At 57.2% G+C, this 24,168-nt stretch carries 25 protein-coding genes and 2 pseudogenes; 18 read left to right on the forward strand and 9 right to left on the reverse strand.

Translation table 11 applies throughout. The annotated features are described in order from the left end of the window. Nucleotide 1: 1 nt before the first annotated feature. Nucleotides 2–1,648, reverse strand: a pseudogene (tssI, locus tag AAIH70_RS26090) (type VI secretion system tip protein TssI/VgrG); the annotation flags it as partial. On the opposite strand from tssI, the gene AAIH70_RS26095 reads away from it, so the two are divergent. The 4 genes from AAIH70_RS26095 to AAIH70_RS26110 all read left to right on the forward strand — a co-directional run bounded on the left by AAIH70_RS26095 (nt 1,641) and on the right by AAIH70_RS26110 (nt 5,549). After that, nucleotides 1,641–2,318 (forward strand): hypothetical protein, encoded by a 678-nt coding sequence (locus AAIH70_RS26095; protein WP_430036677.1) that lies wholly within the window; start codon nt 1,641–1,643, stop codon nt 2,316–2,318. The pseudogene tssI and the gene AAIH70_RS26095 overlap by 8 nt on opposite strands. Then, complete coding sequence (locus AAIH70_RS26100) at nt 2,318–3,478, forward strand: tyrosine-type recombinase/integrase (protein WP_430036571.1); 1,161 nt, start codon at nt 2,318–2,320, stop codon at nt 3,476–3,478. Before AAIH70_RS26095 ends, AAIH70_RS26100 begins: the two co-directional genes overlap by 1 nt. 429 nt (nt 3,479–3,907) lie before the next feature. Next, nucleotides 3,908–4,657 carry a hypothetical protein gene (locus AAIH70_RS26105; protein ID WP_245519436.1) on the forward strand — a complete coding sequence of 250 codons (750 nt, stop codon included), beginning with the start codon at nt 3,908–3,910 and terminating at the stop codon, nt 4,655–4,657. Nucleotides 4,658–4,916: 259 nt separating this feature from the next. After that, complete coding sequence (locus tag AAIH70_RS26110) at nt 4,917–5,549, forward strand: hypothetical protein (protein WP_245519437.1); 633 nt, start codon at nt 4,917–4,919, stop codon at nt 5,547–5,549. Nucleotides 5,550–5,601: 52 nt separating this feature from the next. On the opposite strand, the gene AAIH70_RS26115 is transcribed toward AAIH70_RS26110, so the two are convergent. After that, the gene (locus AAIH70_RS26115; protein WP_132281783.1) at nt 5,602–5,793 is read right to left on the reverse strand and encodes a CsbD family protein; all 192 of its coding nucleotides are present in this window, start codon (nt 5,791–5,793) and stop codon (nt 5,602–5,604) included. Nucleotides 5,794–6,508: 715 nt separating this feature from the next. Here AAIH70_RS26115 and AAIH70_RS26120 point away from each other — a divergent pair. Next, entirely contained in the window at nt 6,509–7,033 is a 525-nt protein-coding gene (locus AAIH70_RS26120; protein ID WP_430036573.1) for a hypothetical protein, read from the forward strand. Nucleotides 7,034–7,061: 28 nt separating this feature from the next. On the opposite strand, the gene AAIH70_RS26125 is transcribed toward AAIH70_RS26120, so the two are convergent. The 3 genes from AAIH70_RS26125 to AAIH70_RS26135 form a co-directional block, all read right to left on the reverse strand. Then, nucleotides 7,062–7,664 carry a hypothetical protein gene (locus AAIH70_RS26125; protein WP_430036575.1) on the reverse strand — a complete coding sequence of 201 codons (603 nt, stop codon included), beginning with the start codon at nt 7,662–7,664 and terminating at the stop codon, nt 7,062–7,064. Nucleotides 7,665–8,098: 434 nt separating this feature from the next. Further along, nucleotides 8,099–8,812 (reverse strand): SMC-Scp complex subunit ScpB, encoded by a 714-nt coding sequence (gene scpB / locus AAIH70_RS26130; protein ID WP_430036577.1) that lies wholly within the window; start codon nt 8,810–8,812, stop codon nt 8,099–8,101. After that, complete coding sequence (locus AAIH70_RS26135) at nt 8,809–9,762, reverse strand: DUF1403 family protein (RefSeq protein WP_430036578.1); 954 nt, start codon at nt 9,760–9,762, stop codon at nt 8,809–8,811. Before AAIH70_RS26135 ends, scpB begins: the two co-directional genes overlap by 4 nt. A 235-nt stretch (nt 9,763–9,997) precedes the next feature. On the opposite strand from AAIH70_RS26135, the gene AAIH70_RS26140 reads away from it, so the two are divergent. The 5 genes and pseudogenes from AAIH70_RS26140 (at nt 9,998) to AAIH70_RS26160 (ending at nt 12,427) form a co-directional block, all read left to right on the forward strand. Then, nucleotides 9,998–10,252: a type II toxin-antitoxin system Phd/YefM family antitoxin gene (locus AAIH70_RS26140; protein WP_111564548.1), complete on the forward strand. Its 255-nt coding sequence runs from the start codon at nt 9,998–10,000 to the stop codon at nt 10,250–10,252. After that, nucleotides 10,252–10,653 (forward strand): type II toxin-antitoxin system VapC family toxin, encoded by a 402-nt coding sequence (locus tag AAIH70_RS26145; RefSeq protein ID WP_132281791.1) that lies wholly within the window; start codon nt 10,252–10,254, stop codon nt 10,651–10,653. The genes AAIH70_RS26140 and AAIH70_RS26145 overlap by 1 nt, the downstream gene beginning before the upstream one ends. Before the next feature lies 1 nt (nt 10,654). Continuing rightward, nucleotides 10,655–11,737 (forward strand): tyrosine-type recombinase/integrase, encoded by a 1,083-nt coding sequence (locus AAIH70_RS26150; RefSeq protein ID WP_430036580.1) that lies wholly within the window; start codon nt 10,655–10,657, stop codon nt 11,735–11,737. A 38-nt stretch (nt 11,738–11,775) separates the two neighbouring features. Next, nucleotides 11,776–11,892, forward strand: a pseudogene (locus AAIH70_RS26155) (integrase); the annotation flags it as partial. Nucleotides 11,893–12,262: 370 nt separating this feature from the next. Next, complete coding sequence (locus AAIH70_RS26160; protein ID WP_430036582.1) at nt 12,263–12,427, forward strand: hypothetical protein; 165 nt, start codon at nt 12,263–12,265, stop codon at nt 12,425–12,427. 328 nt (nt 12,428–12,755) lie between these two features. Here AAIH70_RS26160 and istB read toward each other — a convergent pair whose 3' ends face one another. After that, nucleotides 12,756–13,511: an IS21-like element helper ATPase IstB gene (gene istB, locus AAIH70_RS26165; RefSeq protein ID WP_132281916.1), complete on the reverse strand. Its 756-nt coding sequence runs from the start codon at nt 13,509–13,511 to the stop codon at nt 12,756–12,758. 11 nt (nt 13,512–13,522) lie between these two features. After that, nucleotides 13,523–15,058 carry an IS21 family transposase gene (istA, locus tag AAIH70_RS26170; RefSeq protein WP_132281914.1) on the reverse strand — a complete coding sequence of 512 codons (1,536 nt, stop codon included), beginning with the start codon at nt 15,056–15,058 and terminating at the stop codon, nt 13,523–13,525. Nucleotides 15,059–15,247: 189 nt separating this feature from the next. Here istA and AAIH70_RS26175 point away from each other — a divergent pair, with 189 nt between their 5' ends. After that, nucleotides 15,248–15,403: a hypothetical protein gene (locus AAIH70_RS26175; protein WP_430036584.1), complete on the forward strand. Its 156-nt coding sequence runs from the start codon at nt 15,248–15,250 to the stop codon at nt 15,401–15,403. A gap of 121 nt (nt 15,404–15,524) precedes the next feature. After that, the gene (locus AAIH70_RS26180; RefSeq protein WP_430036586.1) at nt 15,525–15,725 is read left to right on the forward strand and encodes a hypothetical protein; all 201 of its coding nucleotides are present in this window, start codon (nt 15,525–15,527) and stop codon (nt 15,723–15,725) included. 169 nt (nt 15,726–15,894) lie between these two features. On the opposite strand, the gene AAIH70_RS26185 is transcribed toward AAIH70_RS26180, so the two are convergent. Then, nucleotides 15,895–17,871 (reverse strand): methyl-accepting chemotaxis protein, encoded by a 1,977-nt coding sequence (locus AAIH70_RS26185; protein WP_430036589.1) that lies wholly within the window; start codon nt 17,869–17,871, stop codon nt 15,895–15,897. A 395-nt stretch (nt 17,872–18,266) separates the two neighbouring features. On the opposite strand from AAIH70_RS26185, the gene AAIH70_RS26190 reads away from it, so the two are divergent. The 5 genes from AAIH70_RS26190 (at nt 18,267) to AAIH70_RS26210 (ending at nt 21,570) form a co-directional block, all read left to right on the forward strand. Then, nucleotides 18,267–18,770, forward strand: coding sequence for a PAS domain-containing protein (locus AAIH70_RS26190; protein ID WP_430036592.1), 504 nt, complete (start codon nt 18,267–18,269; stop codon nt 18,768–18,770). Nucleotides 18,771–19,356: 586 nt separating this feature from the next. Continuing rightward, on the forward strand, nt 19,357–19,614 hold the full coding sequence (locus AAIH70_RS26195; RefSeq protein ID WP_132281803.1) for a type II toxin-antitoxin system VapB family antitoxin: 258 nt from the start codon (nt 19,357–19,359) through the stop codon (nt 19,612–19,614). Nucleotides 19,615–19,737: 123 nt separating this feature from the next. Beyond that, nucleotides 19,738–20,016, forward strand: a complete 279-nt coding sequence (locus tag AAIH70_RS26200) for a type II toxin-antitoxin system VapC family toxin (RefSeq protein WP_245519439.1) — start codon at nt 19,738–19,740, stop codon at nt 20,014–20,016. Then, nucleotides 20,013–21,155 (forward strand): site-specific integrase, encoded by a 1,143-nt coding sequence (locus tag AAIH70_RS26205; protein ID WP_430036596.1) that lies wholly within the window; start codon nt 20,013–20,015, stop codon nt 21,153–21,155. Before AAIH70_RS26200 ends, AAIH70_RS26205 begins: the two co-directional genes overlap by 4 nt. A 160-nt stretch (nt 21,156–21,315) precedes the next feature. After that, the gene (locus tag AAIH70_RS26210; RefSeq protein WP_430036599.1) at nt 21,316–21,570 is read left to right on the forward strand and encodes a hypothetical protein; all 255 of its coding nucleotides are present in this window, start codon (nt 21,316–21,318) and stop codon (nt 21,568–21,570) included. Between the two features lie 21 nt (nt 21,571–21,591). Here AAIH70_RS26210 and AAIH70_RS26215 read toward each other — a convergent pair whose 3' ends face one another. Further along, on the reverse strand, nt 21,592–21,837 hold the full coding sequence (locus AAIH70_RS26215) for a hypothetical protein (RefSeq protein WP_430036602.1): 246 nt from the start codon (nt 21,835–21,837) through the stop codon (nt 21,592–21,594). A 279-nt stretch (nt 21,838–22,116) separates the two neighbouring features. On the opposite strand from AAIH70_RS26215, the gene AAIH70_RS26220 reads away from it, so the two are divergent. After that, nucleotides 22,117–23,034, forward strand: a complete 918-nt coding sequence (locus AAIH70_RS26220) for a recombinase family protein (RefSeq protein WP_430036605.1) — start codon at nt 22,117–22,119, stop codon at nt 23,032–23,034. The last annotated feature ends 1,134 nt before the right edge of the window (nt 23,035–24,168 follow it).

Genomic DNA, 24,168 nt, shown 5'->3' on the forward strand with positions numbered 1-24,168 from the left:
ATCAATTCTCGTCAATACGATCAGCCTGGAAACGGATCCGCTTTGCCTTGATCGTCACATCACCTTCCTTAGACATCGTAATCAAAACGTTTTCGCCGACGCGAATGTTGAACTGGTGACCAACATTGATGTTATGAACTCGGCCGATATCCGCATCATACCGCCCCCTAACGATCAGGCTCATTTTCTTGCCTACCGTCGTTTGTAGGAGGTTGCCAACGATCGTAGACTTCGCGACGCCGACAATTTCCGAACTCCCACCATGAACTATCTCAGATTTGTTCTTTTCAATGAACATCTGATAGTTGCCCTTGGCAAAATTGAAGGGGTCTGGAATTCGCATCTTCTGCATGAAGTCGGAAAAATTACCAAACATGTTCATGGTGCGCGACAAGAGGTATTCGGTGAGTTTGTTCTGCCCGACAGCTATAGAAACGTTGCCCGTCACAACCTGCTCATAGTCACCACCGACGAAACCAGTCTTGTCGTTTGCCACGTGCTGATGGCGGTCATGCTCAATCCGCTCTCGAGTGTCGTTGAGAACGTGAATGTCGTGGTCCTTCTGGGCGTGCAGGAACAGTTGCTCTTTTCCGGCTTCATCCTCGAAGGACATTTCATTGAAGCCCTGCCCCTTGTGCGTATTCGAACGCATGACCATACGCGTCTTGTTGGCCGGCAGATCGTAAGGCACACCATTGGCCGTATTTGGTACAACACCCGTTACCAGCGGCCGATCGGGATCACCATCGACATAGGCCACCATCACTTCCATACCGATGCGCGGAATGGTCTGGCCACCCCAGCCACCACCCGCCCAGGTCTGTGCGACACGCACCCAGCAAGTATCCGACCCGTCCTTCTTGGCCTTGCGGTCCCATGGGAACCAGACTTTGATGCGGCCGTACTGATCCGGATGGATTTCTTCGCCTTCGGGACCAGCGACGATGGCTACTTGTGTACCCTCGATGCGCGGACGTTTGGTTTCCCGGTGCGGCGTCATCGGCACGCGTGAGGGGACGGCCTCGAACTCGTTGCGATATTCCGGTTCGTTGCTGTTGGTTTCGTAGGACTGGTCGACCACCGTCTGGATCGACTTGATGATGACGTGTTCGCCGTAGACATTGTCGGGATGCGCGACTTCATACGGCGTAAAACGTCGGCCGGTTTCGATGATGCGGCTGGTAGAAGCGCCAAAAACGCGGTCGTGGTCGGCTTCCGATGCCTGGGCGCGCAGTTTTTGCGCACGTTCGGCCTCGGCGACGGATGAGATGCGAGCCGGGTATTCGTAAAGCTCGCGTTTGGTCGCATCCGGCATCTGCACCAGAGACGGTGTCATCGTGCCCGGCACCATGCGCGGCGTTTCAAAATTCCAGTCGGCGCCGGCGCGCTGGCCCGGCACGTAGGAAAAACGCCGCGCCCATTCGTTGATATGGTTGCGATCGGACGAGCCCTGCGCCAGACGCACCCTGCCCTCCCCTTGCGCGGACGGTGACGGGCCGAGCCAGCCATTGGCAGTATCGGCCACGTGCAGTTTGTGCTTGCCATCCTCGTGGCTGAACCAGTAGAATAAACCGTCCTCCTCGAAACGCCTTGATAAATAAGCGAAATCCGTCTCGTTCCATTGAACCGAGTAATGCTGTTTGGGTGGCGAACAGGCGGTGAAGATCCGCAAGAACAACAAGAGCGGCATCTCAGGCGTGCGCCGGGTCGAAGCCGAAGAGGGTGACGTCTGGCAGGCGACGCTGATGACCAATGAGGGCCAGAAGCGTGAGAGTTTCTCCATCGGCCGGCTTGGCGAGGAAGCGGCCAAGTCGATGGCAATCGCGCAGCGCATGCGCTGGCTGAACGCGCTGCCGGTCAAGCACCTGGCCTATGCCCATCACGCCGAAGAGATCACGCGCCAGAATTTTGACCATCAGCTCGATGTGGTTGCCGACGTGGCGCCGCAGGTGCAAATCAGCGAGGAGGAGGTCATTGCTCGCATCGCTGAGATCAATGCCCGCTTTGATGCCTACCGCCCTCCCCGGCTCAAAGTGCGTGTCAAAAGTTATGGTCCTGCACGACTGGCGGTGGCGGTCTCCGATGGCGGCTCTCCGGCAAAAAGGAAACTGGCACACGTCAATACGGCAAAGATGATGCATGGCGGAGCGCTGGCCGCTGCCGGAAGGGTTCGCGAGGTCGTCGAAGAGATCTACAATGCCGACGTTGCCCGCTGGTTCGCGAAGGAACATGGCAACGCACTGCTGACGCCGGAAAGCTTTGATCCTGCAATCGGCTTCAATGTAACTGTCTGGGTGCCGGTGGAGCTGATCCGCTGATGGCGCAGAAACGAAAACCGTCTGCATCCCTCCCCTCCGTCGATCGTCGCGCGGCCGAGCTCGATACGATCGCCGCCGTTCTGCCGATCGATCGACGTGACGAACTTGCCGAGCTGCTGACGGATCAGGATGTCGAAACACTCCGGCATCTGGTCAATGAAGGCACGGGTGACAATACGCTGCGTGCTCTCACCTCCGATCTTGCCTATCTGCAGGCATGGTCATTGGCAGCAACAGGCGCGTCCCTGCCCTGGCCGGCGCCGGAGGCGTTGCTCTTAAAATTTGTCGCCCATCACCTGTGGGATCCCAACAAACGCAACACCGATCCCGATCACGGCATGCCGGTTTCTGTCGAGCAAAACCTCCGTGCCCAACGCTTCCTGAAATCCTTCGGTCCTCACGCACCCGACACGGTGCGCCGACGGCTTGCCTCGTGGTCGACGCTGACCAGATGGCGGGGCCTCACCGGTGCCTTTGCCTCCCCTGCCCTCAAGTCGGCAATACGACTTGCCGTGCGCGCCACGCCGCGACCACGTAAACGCAAGAGTGCCAAGGCTGTTACAGGTGACGTTCTGGCCAGGCTGCTTGCGACCTGTGGCACCGATAGTTTGAGGGACATTCGCGACAGGGCTATCCTGATGGTAGCCTTTGCTTCTGGCGGCCGACGACGCAGCGAGATTGCCGGGCTGCGAAAAGAACAGCTCACCAATGAGCCACCCATCACCACCGAGGATGGCACCACCCTGCTCTCTCTCGCCATTCATCTCGGACGCACAAAGACATCCGGTGCCGACCACGATGAGGTCGTCTATCTCACTGGCCGGCCGGTCGAGGCACTCAATGCTTGGCTCGAAGCGGCCCGCATCGACACGGGCAGCATATTCCGCGCCATCGACCGCTGGGGCAATGTGTCCAAACGCACGATCGATCCGCAGTCTGTCAACGACATCGTCAAGCAGCGGGCAAAACTTGCCGGGCTTGAGCCTGGGGAGTTTTCGGCGCACAGCTTGCGGTCAGGGTATCTGACTGAGGCTGCCAATCGTGGCATACCGCTGCCGGAAGCGATGGAGCAGTCGAGGCATCGATCGGTGCAGCAGGCTTCGAGCTATTACAACAGCGCGACACGGCGCAGCGGGAAGGCGGCGCGGCTGCTGAGCTGATCGCGGGCGCCACGGTCAACTCGATGATGGCGCTTCCGGCGCGGGATACGTGTTCAGCGTTCGCGAATGTATCCTCGATATAGGCAAACACCGCTGCCGCGCCCTCGTCTGTTTCCATAAGTGGTCAGAACAAGATTAGTGCGAAATCGTACGCCAGCCGAGATTGCGCTTGTTTTCCGTAGTTTTCTGCCTGCACCGAACGTGAGGTTCCAGGTAGAAAATATATCAGGAGCGTGCAGTTTTGGGTAGGAATATCGATCTCGATCATCGTTTTCTCACCTAAACGTACGATTTCGCACTAATCTTGTTCTGACCCCAACTATAATGTTCAATTCTGGGAGGCTCGCCCTGACATCGGCGGGTTCTGAAAACTGCATAGCACGCTGCGCAATTTTGCGAACGTGCTTTCGCTACCAAGGATAGCTGTCATTGGAAGAAATCATCGGTTCAGTTGCGGTGTTTTTCAGTTTGATCAGTGCGGCGTTCGGAGTCATGTGGCTTTGCCCGCGGCTTCCGGCTCACCATAGAGACGACGAGACAAACACTATCGTCAGGCTGATCGCGAATATTTTCGCGATTATGACGTCGCTGGTGTTCGGACTGATGATCAATTCATCGAAGGCGACCTACGAAACGATTGACCGCAATGTTCATTCCTACGCCACCCAGATTATCCTTCTTGATCGTAGCTTGCGGACCTATGGATTGGGCGCTGTCCAAGCACGGCAAAGCCTGAAAGACTATTTAGTCGCGGCAATCGATGCGCCCGAGCGTGCCAATCAAGCACCGGGCTCCAGATTGGCTGAGCAGCGACTTGCAACTATTGGCGATCATCTCGCCATGATCCAACCGACCGACGGGTATCACCTTTCCCTTATAACCGAGGCGCAGCGCCAGTATCGGCAGATCGTCGAGCAACGCTGGTCCATAGTGGAGCAATCCGAGGGGGTCATTCCTACACCGTTGATCGTCATGCTGATCGCCTGGTTGACGTTGATCTTCGCGTCGTTTGGATATCGCGCACCATTCAACCCAGTGATATCAGGAATGTTCGTCGTCTCTGCCGGTCTCGTGGCGGCGTCGATCTATCTTGTCCTGGACATGGACATTCCCTTTGCTGGCGCGATTCAGATTTCAGATGCTCCCCTCAAAAGAGCACTTGTCCAGCTTGAGCTCTAATCGACGAGATCGCCACTGAAATTGTCGCAATGGGGGCACCACGGCTCCTCTAGTGAACGACCGGAACAATCGGTGTCCGCCGGCTGTTTAGCTTGTGTGCCGCTGCGCCTCGAGTAGATCTCACATCGTAGACTGTCGAAAGAGCGGCCAACCACGCGTTCATGCTGCCGTCGGACCTAAGCACGTCAAACGCAGCACCGCGTTGCCTTTGTCCCCAGCATCCTGTCGGGGCTACTCTCAACAATAAGGAAGCCGGAATATGACTGACGGCAAGACGTTCTCGCGCAGCGCCAATGGAGACAGCTGGTCGCTTGAGACCGAACCATCGACCGGTGAGGCGATGGTTCATCACAGAGCGAATGCATCGTCTGGCGGACATGAGACGAGGAGCACCATAGATCGGTTTCTTGAAGTCAGCGTCGGCAAGCCCGAGCATGACTCCCTCCTCCAAATACTGGGCAAAACGGACAATCATGACACACAGCCGCTCGCCGACGATAATCTGCAGACACCATCTTACGATACGGCTATGCGATATCTGGAATTAGGTGGCCGACGGCTGGCGAAAGTGGACGACAATATTGTCAATATTCGCGAATGGGAAATGGACCCGATGGATGCGGAAGCATTCTGGCAAGCGAACGTCGAGGCCTTAGCCGAACGCGAGAAGCGTGAGGTCTTTCTGCATCTGCCGTCTATCAGCGATGCGGACACCGAGGGAGCGCGTCACACAAAGCAAAGCCCGACGCAGGAGACCCGCGACAATTCAGCCAACGACGTCCAGCGTCAAAGGCAATCCGGCGGCATAGACGATAGTCCTTCAAGAGAGGCGGCGAAGCCGGTCGGCGAGCCTGCTGGCGGTCCCGATGCCGCTGAGCCTTCGCCAGAGTGACATAAAAATGGCCCGCATTTGCGGGCCATCTCTCATTATGTGGCGGGAACGATCAAGTCTTGTCGACGACCTTTTTCACCGCGTCCTTGGCTTCACCCTTGGCTTGCTGTGCATCACCCTTTGCTTCCTGGGCGGCACCCTTTGCCTGGAGCTTATTGTTATCGGTGGCGTCGCCGACGGCCTGCTTTGCCTTGCCGCTCATTTCATTCGCCTTGCCGGAAACTTTATCAGCTGTGGAACCCATGATTGGGATCTCCTGTATCGAGCGGGGCACGCACGGTCTTCCAAGTTGCTATCCGGTCATCTGCCGGGGAAGTCCATTGTCAGACCGTTTAACGATCCGCTTGGTGAGAGAACACTTGGAGAGACACATCGTTCCGGATTCAGCTGTCTACATCTCCGAAGGCCGACGTTTAGAGATCTACGCCCTTTAATCTGTTGCCCGTCCTGACATACGATTGGATAGGCGAGACCAGAAAGTCAGAGTTCGCAGAGCATCTCATTATCGCTCTTGTCGTGTTTGCGGGCGGCATTCTGACACTCGCATTCGTGCTGACAATCCTGCCGTGAAGCTCACCTGTTTTTGCCGTCCGACGGTGGTGACGGTGCCGGTGGGCACCGGGCCTCTCGCGGCAGCCCTCTGTTTTGAAGGTCCAGTGCAGAAGCGCTCCGCCTTGCTTTCGTCAGAGATTCAGATTTAAAGCCGGATAGGGCAGGAGGCGGCTCGTCGTTTTCCGGGGATTATTTCATCAAAGCATTTCTCGCTGTGCTAACCGAAGGCGCAGGGCCCGAAATTCTCATTTCCCAGTATTGCCGCTTATGCGAAATTCTCTGACGGAAATCCGGGTTTTCATTGATCACACTTCCACCGACGCAGCGGCCAGCTCTTCCAAGGGGATCTTGACCACACGTGGTTCCCGACGAATTCTGCAGACGAACAAGAAATGAGCGCACGATCGATGACCCCAAAACCTTTTCCTTGGCGCAAACTCACGCCCTCCCAGGTCGCTTTGATGGAGCGGCTTGCTGCGGAGAATGACGGCATCCCCATCTCTCGCCTCGAATACCGTGAGCTTCTGGCGCTAGATGAATTGCAGAAGCTCGGCTTTGTCGAAAGTCGAGCAAACCGCCGCAAGCTTTTGGCATTTCTGACGCCGCGTGGCCGCGAGTTGAAAGCAGACGGCTACCGTACAGATCTCGTCATTCTACGCATTACCGGTCCGCAGATCGATCTGCTCAAGTTCCTGAAAGATGGCCCGATCGAGGACAGCGTCGGCCAGCCAATGACCGCGTTATCGGGCGCTCTGTATGACGTTTGCCGCCGGATGACCCTACGTGGATGGGCGGAATGGTACCCTGGATGGAACGGCAAACAATGGGCGCGTCTCACGCCAGCAGGTTTCGAAGTCGTGAATGCCGTCGGTGCTCATGAGCATACGGTCATCCAGTTCGACACGCTGAGGCGCCGCCGCGGAACGACTTGATCTGACAGAGCAGAGCTCCAAAGATGGGCTAACCAGTCGCGCTCACCCGCTGCAGCATCGCAACCAGGGCCTCGTTCTCAGCGCGCAGCTTCTCCAAAAGCTCACGCTTCAGGCTATGGTTTTCGGCATCAAGCTGTGCCAGTTCGTCTTCCCAGGCCATGCCGCTCTCGGGTTTGGACGGTGCATCCGCCATCGCTGCGACCTGTGCGCGCCGGCGTCTGGGTTTAAGATCCTTGCCGCGGGCCTTTCTCGGGGGCAGGGTGTTCTTATCAGCCGCGGGTTGCTCCAGACCATGAACTTGAGATGGCAGTGAAGATTGATCTTCAAATGTCTCCTCGACCGCCACGAATGTCTCAGCCGCTTCGGTGGCGACAAGCTTTTCAACGGCAGAGGCCTTTGGCGCTGACTCAACGAGGGTAGGGCCGAGACCGATTTGGCTTTCTTCTGCGGCCGACGGTGGCGGCGTGTCCTTCGGCAACAGACCATCGGCTTCCACCGACTTCGCGGCAGAGCGGAGATCGATGTCACCCCAGATCGACTTGGGCTGCGGCGTACCCCGCTTGCGGCTACCCTTGTATTCGACAACGAAATTTCGGTTTGGTGTCTTCATAATCTCAAGATGCGCATGCATGCGCTGCTGGTTATTGGTTACCCAAAGGAGCGCCAATATGTGGCGGACGTACGATGAGCGCAGGGTTTCGTCGGTTCTTCCCTGATATGGGCCACAAGTCAATGTTTGCCCTCCCCCGCCTTACGCCAGCGCTCGATCACATGCTGGTCAAAGACGCGTTAAAGATGGCAAGTTATGTGACCTGAGACCCATCTTCCCTCCGGTTTTCAGCAGTGTCTTGGGTTTTCAATCTGGCCTTCTGCGGCCTGTTTTTCGTATGGGTGCCGGTAAAGCTGATCAGTTGATGCCGCGGCGCAAATTGTTCTGGTCAGGCGGGTCATCCTGAAGTCCGCGCGGCTGTACATCAGCACCGTGATCAATTCCAAGTTTTTTCGAATATATTGGATTGCCGAGAAAAGGCCGACATAATCGACCTTCCGATGAGAGGAGGCGCGTCAGTCGGCATCATCGTTGTCTAGTCTACCAGGCGCGATGTCAGGGATATCGTTGTTGGCAGCTTTTGACGCACCTAACCTGCTCAGAAGTCCGGCATCCTCAAGTGCCCCGACGTTGGGAAGATCACGCAGGGTGTCAAATCCGAATACCGACAAAAATTGGGGTGTTGTTACATAGGTGTAGGGCGCCCCGGGCGTCGGACTTCTTGGCCCTGAAACGATAAAGCCCGCATCTCGAAGGCCAGCAATCGTGTCACGACTAACCTCCTTGCCGAAAACCTCCGACAATTCGGCACGGGTGATCGGCTGGAAATATCCCACAGCCGTCAACACCATTGTCTCGGTCTCGGACAGCGTTGGTCCAATCGATCTCGCCGGAGCGGTCGAAATGCGAATTGTCTCAGCAAACCGGGGTCGGGTGCGATGCTGCCATCCACCGGCGACCGATACCAGTTCATATGGCCGGTCTCGCAACTCTTCGACAAGATCGTCGATTAGCAGATCAATGCTGCACTCCTTGCCAACCACCCGCGCCAGCGTCTCGCGGCCAACCGGCTCGGCCGAGGCAAAGATCACCGCCTCTACCCGCAGCATCCATTCCCGCCAGCGCATCTCTGGCGGGAACTGATCCAGTTCACGATCATAAAGAGGATCATCCGCGGCATTCGCCTTTCGGCGCGATGATTTGGGTGCACCTGTTCCGGCCATGGTCATAATCCGAATATCCGGAAGGAGGAACGACCGGAGAGCTCCCGTACCGCCTCAAAGCCTTCGAGCCGTTCGAACAGCCGGTTGGCCGCCCAGCGCGACAGACTGCTGCCGGGCGCCGAGGCTGGCACGGCGTCCTCGGTCAGCAATCTCTGGACGACCGGCTCGGCACCCTTGGTGCGCAGTTTTGGTACCACGGAGAGCAGGCGCGTGGCACGGCGGTCAATCTCGGCGGCGGAGCGCAAGGCGGCGTCGACGCCGTCGACCAGCGCCAGGCAGATTGCTTTTGGATAAGCCGGCTCGCCCGGCCGAACGCGGCCTCTGCCGCCGATCGTCCGAAAAGCCGGTCCATAGCGTTCGGGCAGCAGCAGCGGCACGGATTTCGGCCAACTCAGCTTATGCGCCAGAACGACCGCGGCCAGCCCAAGCGCCAGCACCTCGGCATCCGGGCGAACGGCAGAGATCGCCGTAATAAGGTCCGCCACCGCGAAGGGTGCTGCTCGCCCGGACTGATATGCAGAATCGACAATATCGGGAATTGAGGCAAGATCCTCGTCCCACCGCAGGCCAAAAAGATCGGCGATCTCTTTGACGAGTGAGGTGGTGACCTGTCCGGATCGGCGTGTCAGCATTCGGGTCGCCAGAAACAGCTTTCCGGCGGGGCCGGGATCGTCGCCGGCGACGGTCAGCAGAACGGCGTCCCGGATGGCACCTTCCTCTTCTCCGCGGCCAAGCATTTTTGCGGCGACGGCGGCTGACTTGAGGGCAAGTCGATCGTGCCAGCAGCCTAGCCACGGCGCTTCGCTGCGGATCAGATCGTCGAGGGATTTCAGGGCGATACCGGCAGCGAAGGCGGCGTCCGTCTCGTTGATGTCGCGCCTTCGCGGCAGTGCCCATTCCGGCACGCGTGGTGACCAGGCGGGGGCGGTGGGAGCGGAGGGCGCGAATGAATCCATACCTCGTAATGTAATTCACATGAGCAGTTTGTGCTACTATTATCGACCTAAACCGCACCGCCTGTCGACAACTAAAAACGTCCGATAATCTTGCATTATCGGACGTCTTTGCTACTGTCACTGGATAGGCGACGAACGCCACGATTTTTCTTCTAGACGTACACTTTGGCGCTTTCAGATAGTCGAGAACGGCGCTATTTATGTCTAGACAGCCTAGCTAGATCGGAGCAAATTTATGGATTGGCAGCTGCAGGACGCTAAGAACCAATTTTCGAAAGTAGTGCAAAAAGCCCGCTTTGAAGGCCCGCAAGAGATAACCGTGCGTGGCGAGCGTACTGCCGTTGTCTTGTCCGCAAAAGACTATGACGCTTTGCGCGCTGGGCGACCGACTTTGGTCGATGACCTGCTCGCCGGTCCGCCCTGGGATGACGCCTTTACCGACGCGGTCGACGCGCGGGCCAAAGTCTCAAGCCGCGACGTGGCCTTCTGATGTATCTAGTGGATACGAATATCGTCTCGGAGGCAAGGCGGGGCACTCCACAGGCAGTGTCGTGGCTGCGCTCGGTCGATCCTCTCAGCGTCCACTTGAGTGCGCTGACGCTTGGTGAGATCATGCGCGGTATTGCCTTGAAACAAAAATCCGATCCCAAGGCTGCAGGACATCTTGCCGAATGGCTGCGCAAGCTGCGCCACGATCATGCTGACCGCATCCTCACGGTGACCGACGAGATCGCAGTCGAATGGGGCCGCATCGCCGCAATCCGTCCACGCGGCGACATCGACGGGCTGATCGCAGCCACTGCAATTGTCCATGACCTGATCCTCGTCACTCGCAACGTTAAGGACTTTGAGGACACAGGCGCAGCGGTGATCAATCCATGGGAAGTGTGAGATGAGCGAGATTCTCGGTGGACAAGCTGTGGCGGACGAGCCTTTCATTTCCACAGGAGAAATTCCCTCCCCTGCCCCACAACCGGGGTCCAGCCTGTCGGGCCACCTGCAGGATCTCACCGATCGCGCTCGAAGCTACGTCGACGCGGCCAGCTCGATCAACACTAGAAAAGCCTACGCATCCGATTGGAAGCATTTTTCTGCCTGGTGCCGTCGCTCCAGTCTTTCCCCCCTCCCCCCACTTCCGCAGACCGTCGGTCTCTATATCACAGCCTGCGCCTCGGGATCCGTTGACCGCGGAGCAAAGGGAAATTCCGTTTCGACGATTGAGCGCCGCCTCTCGTCGATCTCTTGGAATTATGCGCAGCGCGGCCTGGTCCTCGATCGCAAGGACCGGCATATCGCCACCGTAATGGCCGGCATTCGTAACAGCCATGCCCGCCCACCGGTCCAGAAGGAAGCGGTCATGGCGACCGACATCATTGCCATGCTAGAAACACTCGATCGCGGCACTCTGCGAGGCATGCGCGACCGTGCAATGCTGCTAATCGGCTACACTGGTGGGCTTCGGCGGTCAGAGATCGTTGGCCTTGATCTAAAAGCCGACCAGACCGAAGACGGACGCGGTTGGATCGAGATCCTCGACAAGGGCATGCTCCTCACCTTACGCGGCAAAACCGGATGGCGAGAGGTCGAGGTCGGCCGCGGCTCGGCCGATGCCACCTGCCCGGTCGCCGCGATCGAGATCTGGATCAAGTTCGCCAAGCTTGCGCACGGCCCCCTCTTCCGTCGGGTCACGGGACAGGGCAAAGCGGTTGGATCGGAGCGCTTGAACGACAAGGAAATAGCCCGCCTGGTCAAGCGCACCGCCATGGCTGCGGGTATTCGAGGCGATCTGGCCGAGATCGAGCGTCAGTTTAAATTCTCGGGTCACTCCCTTCGCGCCGGCCTCGCCTCGTCTGCCGAGGTCGACGAGCGATATGTGCAGAAGCAGCTAGGCCATGCATCAGCCGAGATGACCCGCCGGTATCAGCGCCGGCGTGACCGCTTCCGCGTGAATTTGACCAAGGCTTCAGGGCTTTAGCTGGCCCCTCCCCTGGTCCGGAGTGAAATAGTATGGGGGATCGTGGTATTCCCCTTCCCGAAGCAATGGAGCAGTCAAGACACCGATCAGGACAGCAGACTTCAAGCTACTATAATGCGACCCAGGGGAGCGGTCGCGCGGCCCGCATGTTTTAGCCCGCCAGACATTCGCGTAATATTCCGGTGCAGTACGAAAGCGTGCGTACCGTTATACGGGAAACCGGCCTTTGCACTTACGTCACCTGATGGCAGATAGGAAAGCGCTGTTGTGCAGCCACTGTCCCCCGGCTGCACGTTGCAACTCCCCTCTGGAGGCAAAGCCTCTCACCTAAAGGGCTGCGTTATGCGGCCCTTTTTCTCCTCTGCGCTGAGTTCGGCCTGCATGATCGCGAACAGTAGTGTCATTTTCGCCCGTGCCCGCTGACCGCAACTTCCAACCATTGCCCGTGGTCCGCCAGAAGGACTTACAGGAATCGTCGAAGTCCAGAGAAGCATTGACCGCACCGGCCGAATCCTGCAGATTTTCATGATGCATGATCAAGATAACCAACCAGGAACGCTCGGTCCGATCGCCCAAGAACTCATGAAACTGGCGGCCGAGCTTCACGATCTGGCAGACAAGCCACTGTTCGAGATTGAGGAGGTTGCTAACGACGACCAACCTTTTCCTGAGATCGTTTCGGCTTCCTGACCGGATATCAAATCTTGTCCGCCCAGGAGAGCAGGCAGGGCGTTGCTACCGATGTATGTCGGCGGGGAAAACTCGTAGGCATCTGTTAATTCACGGTCACCGCCCTAAACTCACGCTATGGGAAAGCTCAAACAGACACGTCTCGTTACATATGACCAGGCCGTTGATCACCGGGAGACTGCGTATTCCAATGAAGCCGGCCACTGATTCCGAAATCAAGCCGGCCAGTCATTCCGATCTCATTCCGGCCGCCGTTCCGATTTGAAGGCGGCCACTTGTCGGACTGATCCTGGGTCTAATGGATGTGTGGCTTTGGTTTCGTTCGACGTCAAGCTTGCGATGTTTCGGGGAGCGTTGGAGCACGCTGTTTTCGCATGCTTTCGCCGCTGAGCTCGATGCGGTAGGCGTTGTGAACAAGGCGATCGAGGATGGCGTCGGCGAGCGTCGGATTTGCGATGATCTCGTACCACCGATCCAGGGGTACCTGGCTTGTGACGATGGTAGAGCGCCGTTCGTAGCGATCTTCGATGATCTCAAGGAGGTCGCGGCGCTGGTCGTCATTGAGCTTTTCCGGGCCCCAGTCATCAAGGATCAGCAGGTCGGTCTTGGCCAGCGACTTGAGGATCCGGCCATATCTGCCATCACCTCTTGCCAGTGCGAGGCTGGCAAACAACCTCGGGACGCGGTGGTACGCGACGGAGAAATCCTCGCGGCATGCTTTGTGACCGATCGCGCAAGCCAACCAGCTTTTGCCGACCCCAGCTGGGCCGGTGATGAGAAGGCTGTGGTGTTTTGTGATCCAATCGCAACCGGCCAGGGTCATGAACATATTACGATCAAGGCCGCGGGCCGCACGGAAGTCTACGTTCTCGATCTGCGCGTCATGGCGTAGCTTTGCGGCCCTTGCGCGCGCTTCGAAGCGCTTTTGTTGGCGCATGGTGGCTTCCCGTTCCAGCAGAATGGCAAGCCACTCGCCATGTTCGAGACCACGCGCCTCTGACTGGGCATCAAGCTCCTGGAAGGCAGTGGCCATGCCGTAAAGACCAAGCTCTCGTAGTCGGTCGATAGTGGGGTGTGTCAGCATCAGTTTTGTCCTCAATGAAAGTAGCCCGGGCCACGCAGATTGGCGTGGTCGATGATTGCAGAAGGTTCGGTGGAATGTTTTGCTGCCTTATGGTTGGCTAGAAGCGAGGCAATGCTTTTGCAGTTCAGGCCTCCGATCTCGACAGCTCTGGCTGATACGGCCTCGGCGCGTTCGCAAGCGATGTCGCGAAACAGGCGCAGGATGCCCAGGCATGTTCGAAAGCCCTGTTCCGGGTGCGGCCGGCTGGCGAGAACAGCGATGACCAGGCCTTCGGTATTGGGCCCAATCGATGCGCCCCAACGGCGAAAACGATCGGGCGTCCACTCTGCATAACGCCGGTGGGAGCTAGGCATGTGCTCCGGATCAGTGCCGTACCGAGGGCCACCATATCGGCGTTGATGAGCCGCGACGCGCTTGCCGCGGTGAAAGACCTCGATGGTCCGTGCCGTCGCTCTGAGATCGACCTGCTGACGGATAAGGCCATGTGGAACGGAATAGAGGAAGGTCTTGTATTCAACGTGGTAGTCGGTTGAAACACGGACCAATCGCCATTCCGCAAACTCGTAATCGTCACCGGGCAGATTTGCGAGCGCGGCACGCTCGACATTCTCGAACAACTGCCGTCGGGTGACACCAAGGCGACGCATGACATGGTCGTTGATGCGGTCCAGAGACTGGGCAATGGCCCCATTGGCCTCGGCGAGCGAGAAGAAGGTCTGCTTGCGCAAGCGGCCAAGGATGCAGGACTGAGCGAAACGGACACCGTTCTCGACTTTTGATTTGTCTTTCGGTCGCTTCGGCCGTGCCGGCAAGACTCCAATGCCGTAGTGCGAGGCCATCATGCCGTAGCTGCGGTTAATCTCGGGATCGTAGAAGCTGGCGCGATTCACGCCCGATTTGAGATTGTCGGGAACGATCAGCCGAGGGACCCCGCCGATGAAGCGAAACAAGCGGACATGCGAGCCGATCCAGTCGGGCAGGGTCTGGGTCCAGGTTGCCTCGGCGTAGGTGAAGCTGGAAGCGCCGAGCACCGCGACGAAGATCTCAGCCTCGCGGATCTCGCCCGTCGTCCGATCGACGATCGGTATCTTCTTTCCCGAATAGTCCACGAAGACCTTGTCGCCGGCAGCATGCTCCTGGCGCATCGTCGGAGACAGCCGTTGCTCGAAGCTGCGGAACAGCTCACAAAACCGGCTGTATCCATACCCCTCAGGGTTTGAAGCGCGATACTCTTCCCATAGGATTTGGAGCGTAACGCCAGGCTTCTTGAGCTCGACGACAAGTTCTGCCCATATCGGCTCTGTTCGCCGTCGGGTGCCCTGCTTGACACCGTTGCGAGCGAAAAGCTTATTCTCGAGAGCATCATCGGTCAGGTCGCCTGGCAAAGGCCAAGTCAAGCCGATCTCAGTTGCTCGCCGTAAATTATCCTGCACTGTGCTGCGCGCTATTCCTAACACGACCGCAATCTCACGGGAGCTCGTCCCGCTTCCGGCAAGCCGCAGCATCTGTCGTAATTGTCTCATGGTCAGCCTTCTCTTTGCCGGCATCAAAATCTCCACGTTGCGCGTGGTCCATTTGATGCCAAAGTTGCTGACCCAGGGGATGATAATCAGTGGCGGAAGTGGCCGGTCTTTGATTGGAATGGTGGCCGGCTTCATATCGGAATGCTGGCCGGTATTTGATCGGAATGGTGGCCGGCTTCACGTCGGAATCCGCAGGAGACGGTTGAGGCCCAGTTGTTCGAACTTGTGGCCGATGCCGTCAATGCCGGCTGGAGCAGGAGCGAAACCCTTCTGATTATTTCGGAAGTTGCCCAAAGCCTGGCACGCCAAAAATGCGGCGATGGGGAATTGGAAGAAGTTCTAGCCATCGTCGAAAACATGCGCGGCTGATTGCCAACGCTTAGCGTTCGATGCAGGTTTCACAGGAACAAAATCACTGCTGCCTGCTTCGGGTCTCACCAACCAAGGAGACAACGATGCAGGAACTCAATCAGAAAACGGAAGCCCAAGCGTGCAGCTGAATATCGAAAACGGGAGTGCGACCTACCTATTTCGCGAGCAATCCTACATTCTTCCTGGCACTTACAATGATATTGATGCGGCGCGCGCGGATGCTGAAGAACAGTGTCGCGGATTGGGATGGTCGGGCCCCTATGTTGAAGACCCGGCTGTTTCGGTGCACTCACCGACCGACGCCGGACAACAGTACTGAGCCTTCTGGGATACCTCGCAATGGACCACCACCAATGCGACTTACTCTCCCCTTTTATCTCAGGCGCAGTTTCAGCTTTTCGCCTGGAACCTTCTTTTGACGTCGCAGTGCGAACTTGAATGAAAAAGACGTCGCGGTATCCCGCGACGTCGTTGTCTCGACCGTAGCCTCAGAACTCTTGCCAGTTATCCACCGCAAGCGCATTGGCACCTGACACCATCGCATATCGCGGCTTGGATGAAGGTGTCTGATGACTGGGTCTGTGCAATTTCACATTCGTATTTGCGGTGTGAGACATTTTGAAACGACCGACGAGCTCCGCAAGGGCGGCCGCCTCTACGGAAAGCTTGTGCGTGGCAGCGGATGTTTCTTCTACCATTGCCGCGTTCTGCTGGGTGACCTGATCCATCTGGTTCACGGCCGTATTAACCTCTGCAAGTGCGGTGGCCTGCTCTTGAGAAGCCGTCGCAATAGAGTGTATGCGATCATTAATTTGAGCGACGTACCCGCTGATTTCCGTCAGAGCGCCGCCGGTGTCCTCGACAAGCGTCACGCCCGATTGCACGCTGGTTGCTGACCGAGCGATCAGTATTTTGATATCCTTGGCCGCTACAGCAGAGCGCTGAGCCAGTTCACGCACTTCCTGAGCGACGACAGCAAATCCCTTGCCAGCCTCTCCTGCGCGAGCCGCCTCGACACCTGCATTCAATGCGAGCAGGTTGGTCTGGAAAGCGATTTCGTCAATCACGTTGGTGATTTGTGCGATCTCATTAGAAGCCGTCTGAATTTCGGCCATGGCCGTAACTGCTCGACCGACGACATCAGATGATTTTACCGCGCGCTCTTTAGCCTCGGATACAATTCGGGTTGCTTCGTGTGCCCGATCAGTGGAAGTGCGCACCACCGTCGTGATCTGATCAAGAGCAGCGGACGATTCTTCAAGTGCTGCTGCCTGCTGTTCGGTGCGCTTAGAAAGGCTGTCCGACGAGGAGCGAAGCTCCTCGCTGTTGCCATTCAAGGTGTCGCTTGCATTCCTGATTTCGCCAACCGTTCGCTGGAGGCTCACGATCGTGTTGTTGACGTTTTCCTGAAGCTGAAGAAATACACCCTTGAAATCGCCCTTCATATTCTGCGTGAGGTCACCATCAGCGAGAAGACGGACAACGCGGTTTGTTTCGTCGATGCCGTTTTCAACCGATGAGACCAGCGTGTTGATGTTTGCTGCGAACTGGTCGAGACCCTCGTCGCCGTAGTTAGTTGCCACGCGCTTTGAAAAATCGCCGGCTGCCGCGGAGGTGACGACGACCGCCATGCCCTGCTGAAGGCGATCGCTTTTTGTGCGCATCGCCGTCTCTTGAGCATTCATCCGCTGGACTTCCAGGCCGTTCTGCTTGAACACCTCTACTGCACCCGCCATTTCACCGATTTCGTCGGTACGGCCTTGGAAAGGTACCTCGGTATGAAAGTCCCCACTGGCGAGTAATTTCATGACGGAGGTCACGGTGCGAATGGGATTGCTGATCTGGTGGGTCGCTATGTAGAACGCGATTGCGCAACCGCCAGCTAGGCCAATCAGTGTGACGGCTGCCATAATCATCAGGACATTCGCCTGAAAGGCTTTCAGATCGGCACTGATCTGGACCAGCTTTGCCTCGTCCTGGCTGACGACATCGTCAATGTCTTTCTGGTAGCTCTTGCGGTTAGCGCGGTTTGCATCCGTGTTCCCATGCGCATTGGATGCTGCGGGACCATCTGTTACAGCAACACGCGCGGTCTCGGTCCGGAACTGGGTGAATGCTGATGCGCCTTGGCGCAACTCAGCAAAATCAGTCTTCTGATCAGCAGGGACCAGTGGTTCCCACGCATCAAGCAATGCATTCATCTTCTTGAGAGATGCCAACGCGCCATCGGCAAAAGGCTTGGTCTCCTCGACAGAAGAGGCTGCGTAGGTTCCGCGAAGATCCATCACGACCGCAGTTACAAGCCTGTTGAGAGCTTCGCCGTTTTGAGCGCGCCGCGCGGCATTCTCAAGGCGGTCAACACGGCTGTCGTATACGCTGAGGGTGTAGAAACTGATGCTGCCGATAGCGAGCGCAGTAAGCGCCATCACCGCGACGATCGAATAGATCTTGCCACGAATATTCATGGGTGCTCCGAGGGGAATTAGGTTTTTTGGGGGAATGGAGCCATCATGGCTTCGATGTCGCTTGATTAGCCGCAGATGATTAACGAAGCATCAAAAAAACGTGAGCAGCGATCAGTGTCGGGCGCGGCGCTGTCGCACGCTCTCTCGTCGTTTTCCTGGTGCCGCTGGCGTGGGCCGCTTCGGCCGGCAGTTACCAGAGCCCAGCCTTGGAAATATCCTTGGGACACTTAGTAACAGCTGCATCATCGTCTCTCGCGTGGCATCCGACAAAATGGACTAATAATCAGATAGTTCGCCTAGTGGGCATTCTCTCGCGCGGTTTTGGATTGCACCGCTCACCACTGGAAGGTCACGTCGACAGCCCTAGATTGCTTTCATGCGAAAGGAGCGGTCCAGTGGAAAAACCGCAGCATCACTTGATCGACAATCTCATGGCGGGAGCAGGTTTCTACTCCTGGTCGCTGCCGCTCAATATGCTGACGGCCGACAAGGCTTTCGCAGAAATCTATGAGGTCAACGTACAGGATCTTGCCCGAGGGGTGCCTGTCGAATTTATCTTGGCGCGTATTGTCGAGGAGGATCGCCCTCGCCTCGCCGAGCGCATCCATGAGGTCATACTCGGGGGTGAGCCATTTGTGTCATCCTACCGGATCAACTGCCCCAGTGGACGGGTGAAAGCGCTCCTTAGCATGGGGTCGTGCGCAAAAGATCAAGACGGCATACCGTCAATCTATTCCGGCATTGTGCTCGTGGAGCATGTGCTAGAAATTGAGATTCGAGCGACGACGCTTGCGGCGCAAATATCAAATGCCTTGGAACTAGCCCGTTCGGACGGGCGCGAACTCACAGAGCGCTACCTATCGTCAGCTCTACGATCGCTTTCTTCCTCAGAGCGCTGAAGGCGCTTCAGCTGATCGATGATACGTTGCACTAGCTCGAGCCGAACCAGGGCTTGGGGCTTACTGATTATTCTTTCTGCGGAAGCCACCCGGATCTGAGCGAGAAGCGTTTCCAGTCTTTTCTCTTCGTCCATGCGGCCTCCTTTATAGATCAGTGTCAAACGGCTATGCGGTGATTTGTAGGCAAACGCCCTGCGAACGGGGTTGCAGGCAAAGAGTTCCCTATTTGGCTTTGGGTACGCCATTAAATCAGTGCGGACTGGCCACGGTTATTGCCGGCCATTTAGGGTCGCCGATCGCCCATGAGTGCTTCCCGTGATCGCGATCGTTTGCCGCTGCAGGGGCATCCGGTTCGCTGCCAAGAGGAACACCATCAGAGCGGCCTGCAGAGACGTCCCCTACGCTCCAACCTGGCCTCGCGACACGAAAGTGCTGAATTTGTCCGGCAATTGAGAACGCACCAACAACATCTGTCGTATCCGTCAACAAATGGGTTCTTGTTATCGGAAGTAAGCCATCTTACGTGCTTCCCTTGCCATCAAACCCTCGAATAGCAATACTCGGCACAAATCTGACGAGGAAAACGATGTCTGAACCGCAGCTTTCCATTCGCAGCAGCAAGGCTCGCGATCTGGCCCATGCTCTTTCCCGCCGTACTGGCCAGCCTATCAACAGGCTCGTTGAGCTCGCCTTGGAGCGTTATGACCGGGAGCTACGTGCTGACAACACCCGCTATCCGATGGATGTCGTATGGGATCTCGCAGCCGAGGATTTGCGCAATATCGCTCCCGGCACGACGTCCAACCACGATGAATTCTACGACGAGAACGGTCTCCCGATATGATTGCCGTCGACACCTCTGTCATCATCGCAATCTCAATGCGCGAGCCGGAAACCGACATATTCAGGGCCCCTTTTGGGACGCGAGCCGGTCATCATCGGATGGCCTACCCTATTGGAGGCAAGAATGGTCTTGTCAGGCAAGGGCTTCGTCAGTGCCGCCAAGATCATCAAGCAGTTCGCTGAAACGCCGAACGTTACGACCATTGCTTTCGATGAAAAACACTATCGCGCGGCCGAAGACGCCTTTGAGCGGTTCAGCCGCGGTCGTCATCCCGCTGCGCTCAATATGGGCGACTGTTTCTCCTACGCCGTTGCCTGCATCGCCAGAGCACCGTTACTGTTCAAAGGGCACGGGTTCGGGCAGACGGATCTAAAACTGCATCCTGCGTCTTCAATGGCATGAGACAGACAGCCCTGACCCCGCTCGATCGCCGTATCCTTGAGTTGGACACCATTGCGGCTGTGCTGCCGCTAGAACGTCGCGACGAACTCGCCGAGCTGTTGACGGATCAGGATGTCGCGACGCTCCGCCATCTGGTCAACGAGGGCATGGGCGAAAACACCCTTCGAGCCCTCACCTCCGATCTGGCTTATTTGCAGGCATGGTCTTTGGCGGCCACCGGAAAATCGCTGCCTTGGCCGGCGCCTGAAGCACTGCTACTCAAATTTGTCGCGCATCATCTTTGGGATCCGCAGAAGCGGCAAGAGGATCCTCTGCATGGGATGCCCCATGAGGTTGCAGAAAATCTTCGACACCAGGGCTTCCTGAAATCCACCGGCCCGCATGCGCCCGATACCGTGCGCCGGCGTCTGGCCACTTGGTCCACCCTGACGAAATGGCGAGGCCTCTCTGACGGCTTCACCTCCCCTGCCCTCAAATCCGCTATTCGCCTCGCTGTCCGCGCTACGCCGCGGCCCCGCAAACGCAAGAGTGCCAAAGCGGTAACCGGCGACGTCCTGGCAAAGATGCTGGCCACCTGCGCCAGCAGCAGTCTGCGCGACCTGCGTGACCGGGCGATCCTGATGGTCGCCTTTGCCTCCGGCGGACGCCGACGCAGCGAGATCGCAGGATTGCGGAAGGAACAACTGACGGTCCAACCACCAATCGCCGTTGAGGACAGCCCTCCCCTTCCCTCTCTCTCCCTCCATCTCGGTCGCACCAAAACATCCGGTTCAGATCACGACGAGGTCGTCTATCTCACCGGCCGACCTGTCGAGGCGCTGAATGCCTGGATCGCGGCCGCACGCATCGAAACCGGGTCAGTGTTTCGCAAGGTGGATCGCTGGGGCAATGTGTCGAAGCGGACGCTGGATCCGAAATCGGTCAACGACATAGTCAAACAGCGGGCGGCGATGGCGGGGTTGGACCCGCAAGAGTTTTCGGCGCACGGGCTGCGGTCGGGATACCTTACAGAAGCTGCAAATCGCGGCATTCCCCTCCCTGAGGCCATGGAGCAATCCCGTCACAGCTCGGTCCAGCAGGCATCCAGCTATTATAACAGCGCCACGCGCCGTAGTGGGCGGGTGGCAAGGTTGCTTTAGGGGCCTGCCTTCAACGGGAAGAGTTTCATGATGGGTATAAACGGCATTCCAGGCAGCTTGTCCCATTGCCCAATGTGCTTTCCCGTTGTTCTCCATCAAACTCACGCTAAGGTTATGCTTGCGGAATGGGGACACGTCATTACGGTTGGAGGAAAGTTCCATGAACGAGAGCCATGAGAAGATTTCGAGCGCCGCAAATACAACAGAAAAAATCCAGTCGCTTGTGGGTGAAGCACTGGATTCCCTGCAGTCGGGTTTCAACGGCCGGGTTGTTAATGGTTTCGGCGTGTACGCCGACTCTTCAAGTCGCTACAATGATCTGAACACTGCACTGGTCGCCATCAAAGCTGCTATGGAAATCATGCGGGAGACTGATTGGCCAACGGAGGCCGAATTTGGAGCCGTCGACGCATAAGTCTGCGTTGTGAATTCTTGGCTAAATGCCCTTCGCCCATGCCAGGAGATCACGCCAACGCTTCACGTATCCCTCGACAATCTGCGGGTTCATATCCGACGACAACAGTCCGTCCGCGAACGTGCCGAGGTCGAACGTGTTCAGTTCGGCGTCTTCAGGATATTGCTTGAAGGTGTATCGGAACATTTCCTCCCAGCTTTTCCGGACGCCGACCGTCTCGTCCTGCAGCTCCAGGCGATAGCGATCAACCAATTCTCCAAGTGTCATCGTCACTCTCGTTATCTGGCGATCAGCGCAGATTTAACCGGCCTCTTCGCTCAAATGATTATTTCTGCCTTCCTGCTCTCAGACATCCCTTTTTTACGAAATTTCCCCCATAGGGCGCCGCCAGCGGGCGTTGCACACACACGGCAGGTCAAGATCTATCAAGGGCTGCAGGTTGTGTCTGGCGGGGCTGCATTTACCCCATAAAACCCGCTTGCAACCGTGATTTTTCTCACGCATTTCTTTATTGTACAAGCCTATATCAAATCGCGTGTGAGAGACATGGAAAAACAACAAGCGGCCAATCCATCGTCGGCCCCAAAACGTCTTATCGGCTATGCCCGACTCTCGACCGCCGATCATGTCGATGATGCCCAGATGGACGAGTTGCGCGCCGCCGGTTGCGAGCGGATCTTTCAAGAGCATGAATCTGGCGCGTCACGGACGCGGCCGGTTCTAACAAGGCTGCTCGGCGAGCTCGCCACCGGTGACGTGCTTGTCGTCGTCAGGCTGGACCGCCTCGCCCAATCGGTGAGCCATCTGTTGCACCTGATCAAGGGCCTTTTAGAACGCGGCGTCTATTTCAGATCGATCTGCGATCCGATCGACACGTCCACATCTGAGGGGATGTTTTCTCTTCAAGTCCTCGCGGCGGTTGCACAGCTCGAACGAGCGCTAAACGCCGAACGAACCAAAGCTGGGATCGAGCAAGCGAAGGCTCGTGGCAGAATGCCGGGCAATCCTGGACTTCGGGAAAGGCGACCAGAAGCGATCATGGCGGTGTCGAAGGCGCGAGAAAAACTCTATCTCAATGAGTTGATCTCGTCGGCCCAAACTTGGCTTCCAACCGTCCGGCAGCTTCGCCCCGCGCATAGCTGGGACAATGTCGTGAGTGTCCTAAACCGCCAAGGCCATGATTGGACGGTGGAAAGACTGCGCCGAGCGGTGCGCCGGATGGTCCGCGAAAAGCTTGCCGAACCCGAGCTGTTAACTCGCTCACCCCGTCGAGCCCCAGAAGATCATCTGATGAAACTCGTCGCAGCGATTGCCATTGCTGATCCTGGACTTTCGCTTCGCGACATTGCGGGTCAACTGGATCAGATGGGCGAGCGGCCAGCGCACGGTGGTCGCAAATGGCAGCCTTCTTCTGTTCGCCACCTACTGGATCAGGCACATCGGCTCGGTCTCGTTCGTCACTGAGGGGACGGGGCACCAACATGCCGACTGCTCGGTTTCTGGCGCCCGATTTTCGACGACCAAGATTTCCAGCCTTCGCTCTAAATAATGTGTCGGGCGGGTTGAAGGAATATGTTTTACCTCCAGAGTTTTACGACCGACCCTGCCCTTTGCTAAAAGAATCCATGGCACTCTGAGGCCGGCCCGCGCTCGAGCTGCCAAGACAGTTCGCGAACAGAGGGAAAGGTTCGGGCCGTATCGGAAACGTCTTCAACAAGGAGGTCTCCGACTGGCGTATCGATCACAACGCGCCATACAGATGGAAAGCTGATCAGCTGCGGCGTGCCCGAGTGATCGACGGTCGCGAACCATAAAGCCATTGAGACAATGTATGGTGTGCCTTATGGGATTGGTGACCAGAAGAATCGGCTTGGCGCGTCGATGCGTCAAAATACAACCCATCCCTACCGTTGCTCTCGTCGATCAAACGATAGGACCTACTGCAACTCTGCCCGATCGCGCCGCTTAAAATGGTCCGCCGAGACAAGCACATCACAATAATAGCAAAACCGTCTGGCCACCCCAGTAGGTGTCATCTGAAAACGGGCCGCAGCGAAAGTATCGAGCACACTTCAGCTCAAAGCCAGATTTCTACCGGGCACACATCCACGGCTTCGATACATTCCCACAATAGCCCGAGATAGCAGCCCTCCCCTCCTCGGCATCGTCATCAATCATTGATCCATGGGTCTCCGCGATCACGTCATATGAATCGAACATCCTTCTGAAAGCAAGTTAGCACGCTTGCTTCGCATCCGGGCCAACCAGTGGTGCGATGGCCGTCAGGTTAGATGCCCTTTCGATCGGGCAGGGCGTTGATGATGGCAAATGAGAGCTTTACGTAGTATCGAAACCCGGTTTCCTACCGGCATACTTAGCAAGTTGGCCAAGCAATACGCCCAAAGACCTGCCAGATCGCACGGCCTTACGATCACAGGTCAGGACGGCATACCCCGATCGCGATGACGACCAGCTTTGTAATGAACCCGGCAAGCCCAAGCTTCAAATAGGTCGGCATAAATTTATCCTGTCAATAGGGCTTGATCCGCCACGTGATGATCGAGAGCCAGTTTGATTGCGCCGATATTGAGATGTTGG

The sequence above is a fragment of the Neorhizobium sp. BT27B genome (genome assembly GCF_050455485.1).
GTDB lineage: Bacteria > Pseudomonadota > Alphaproteobacteria > Rhizobiales > Rhizobiaceae > Neorhizobium.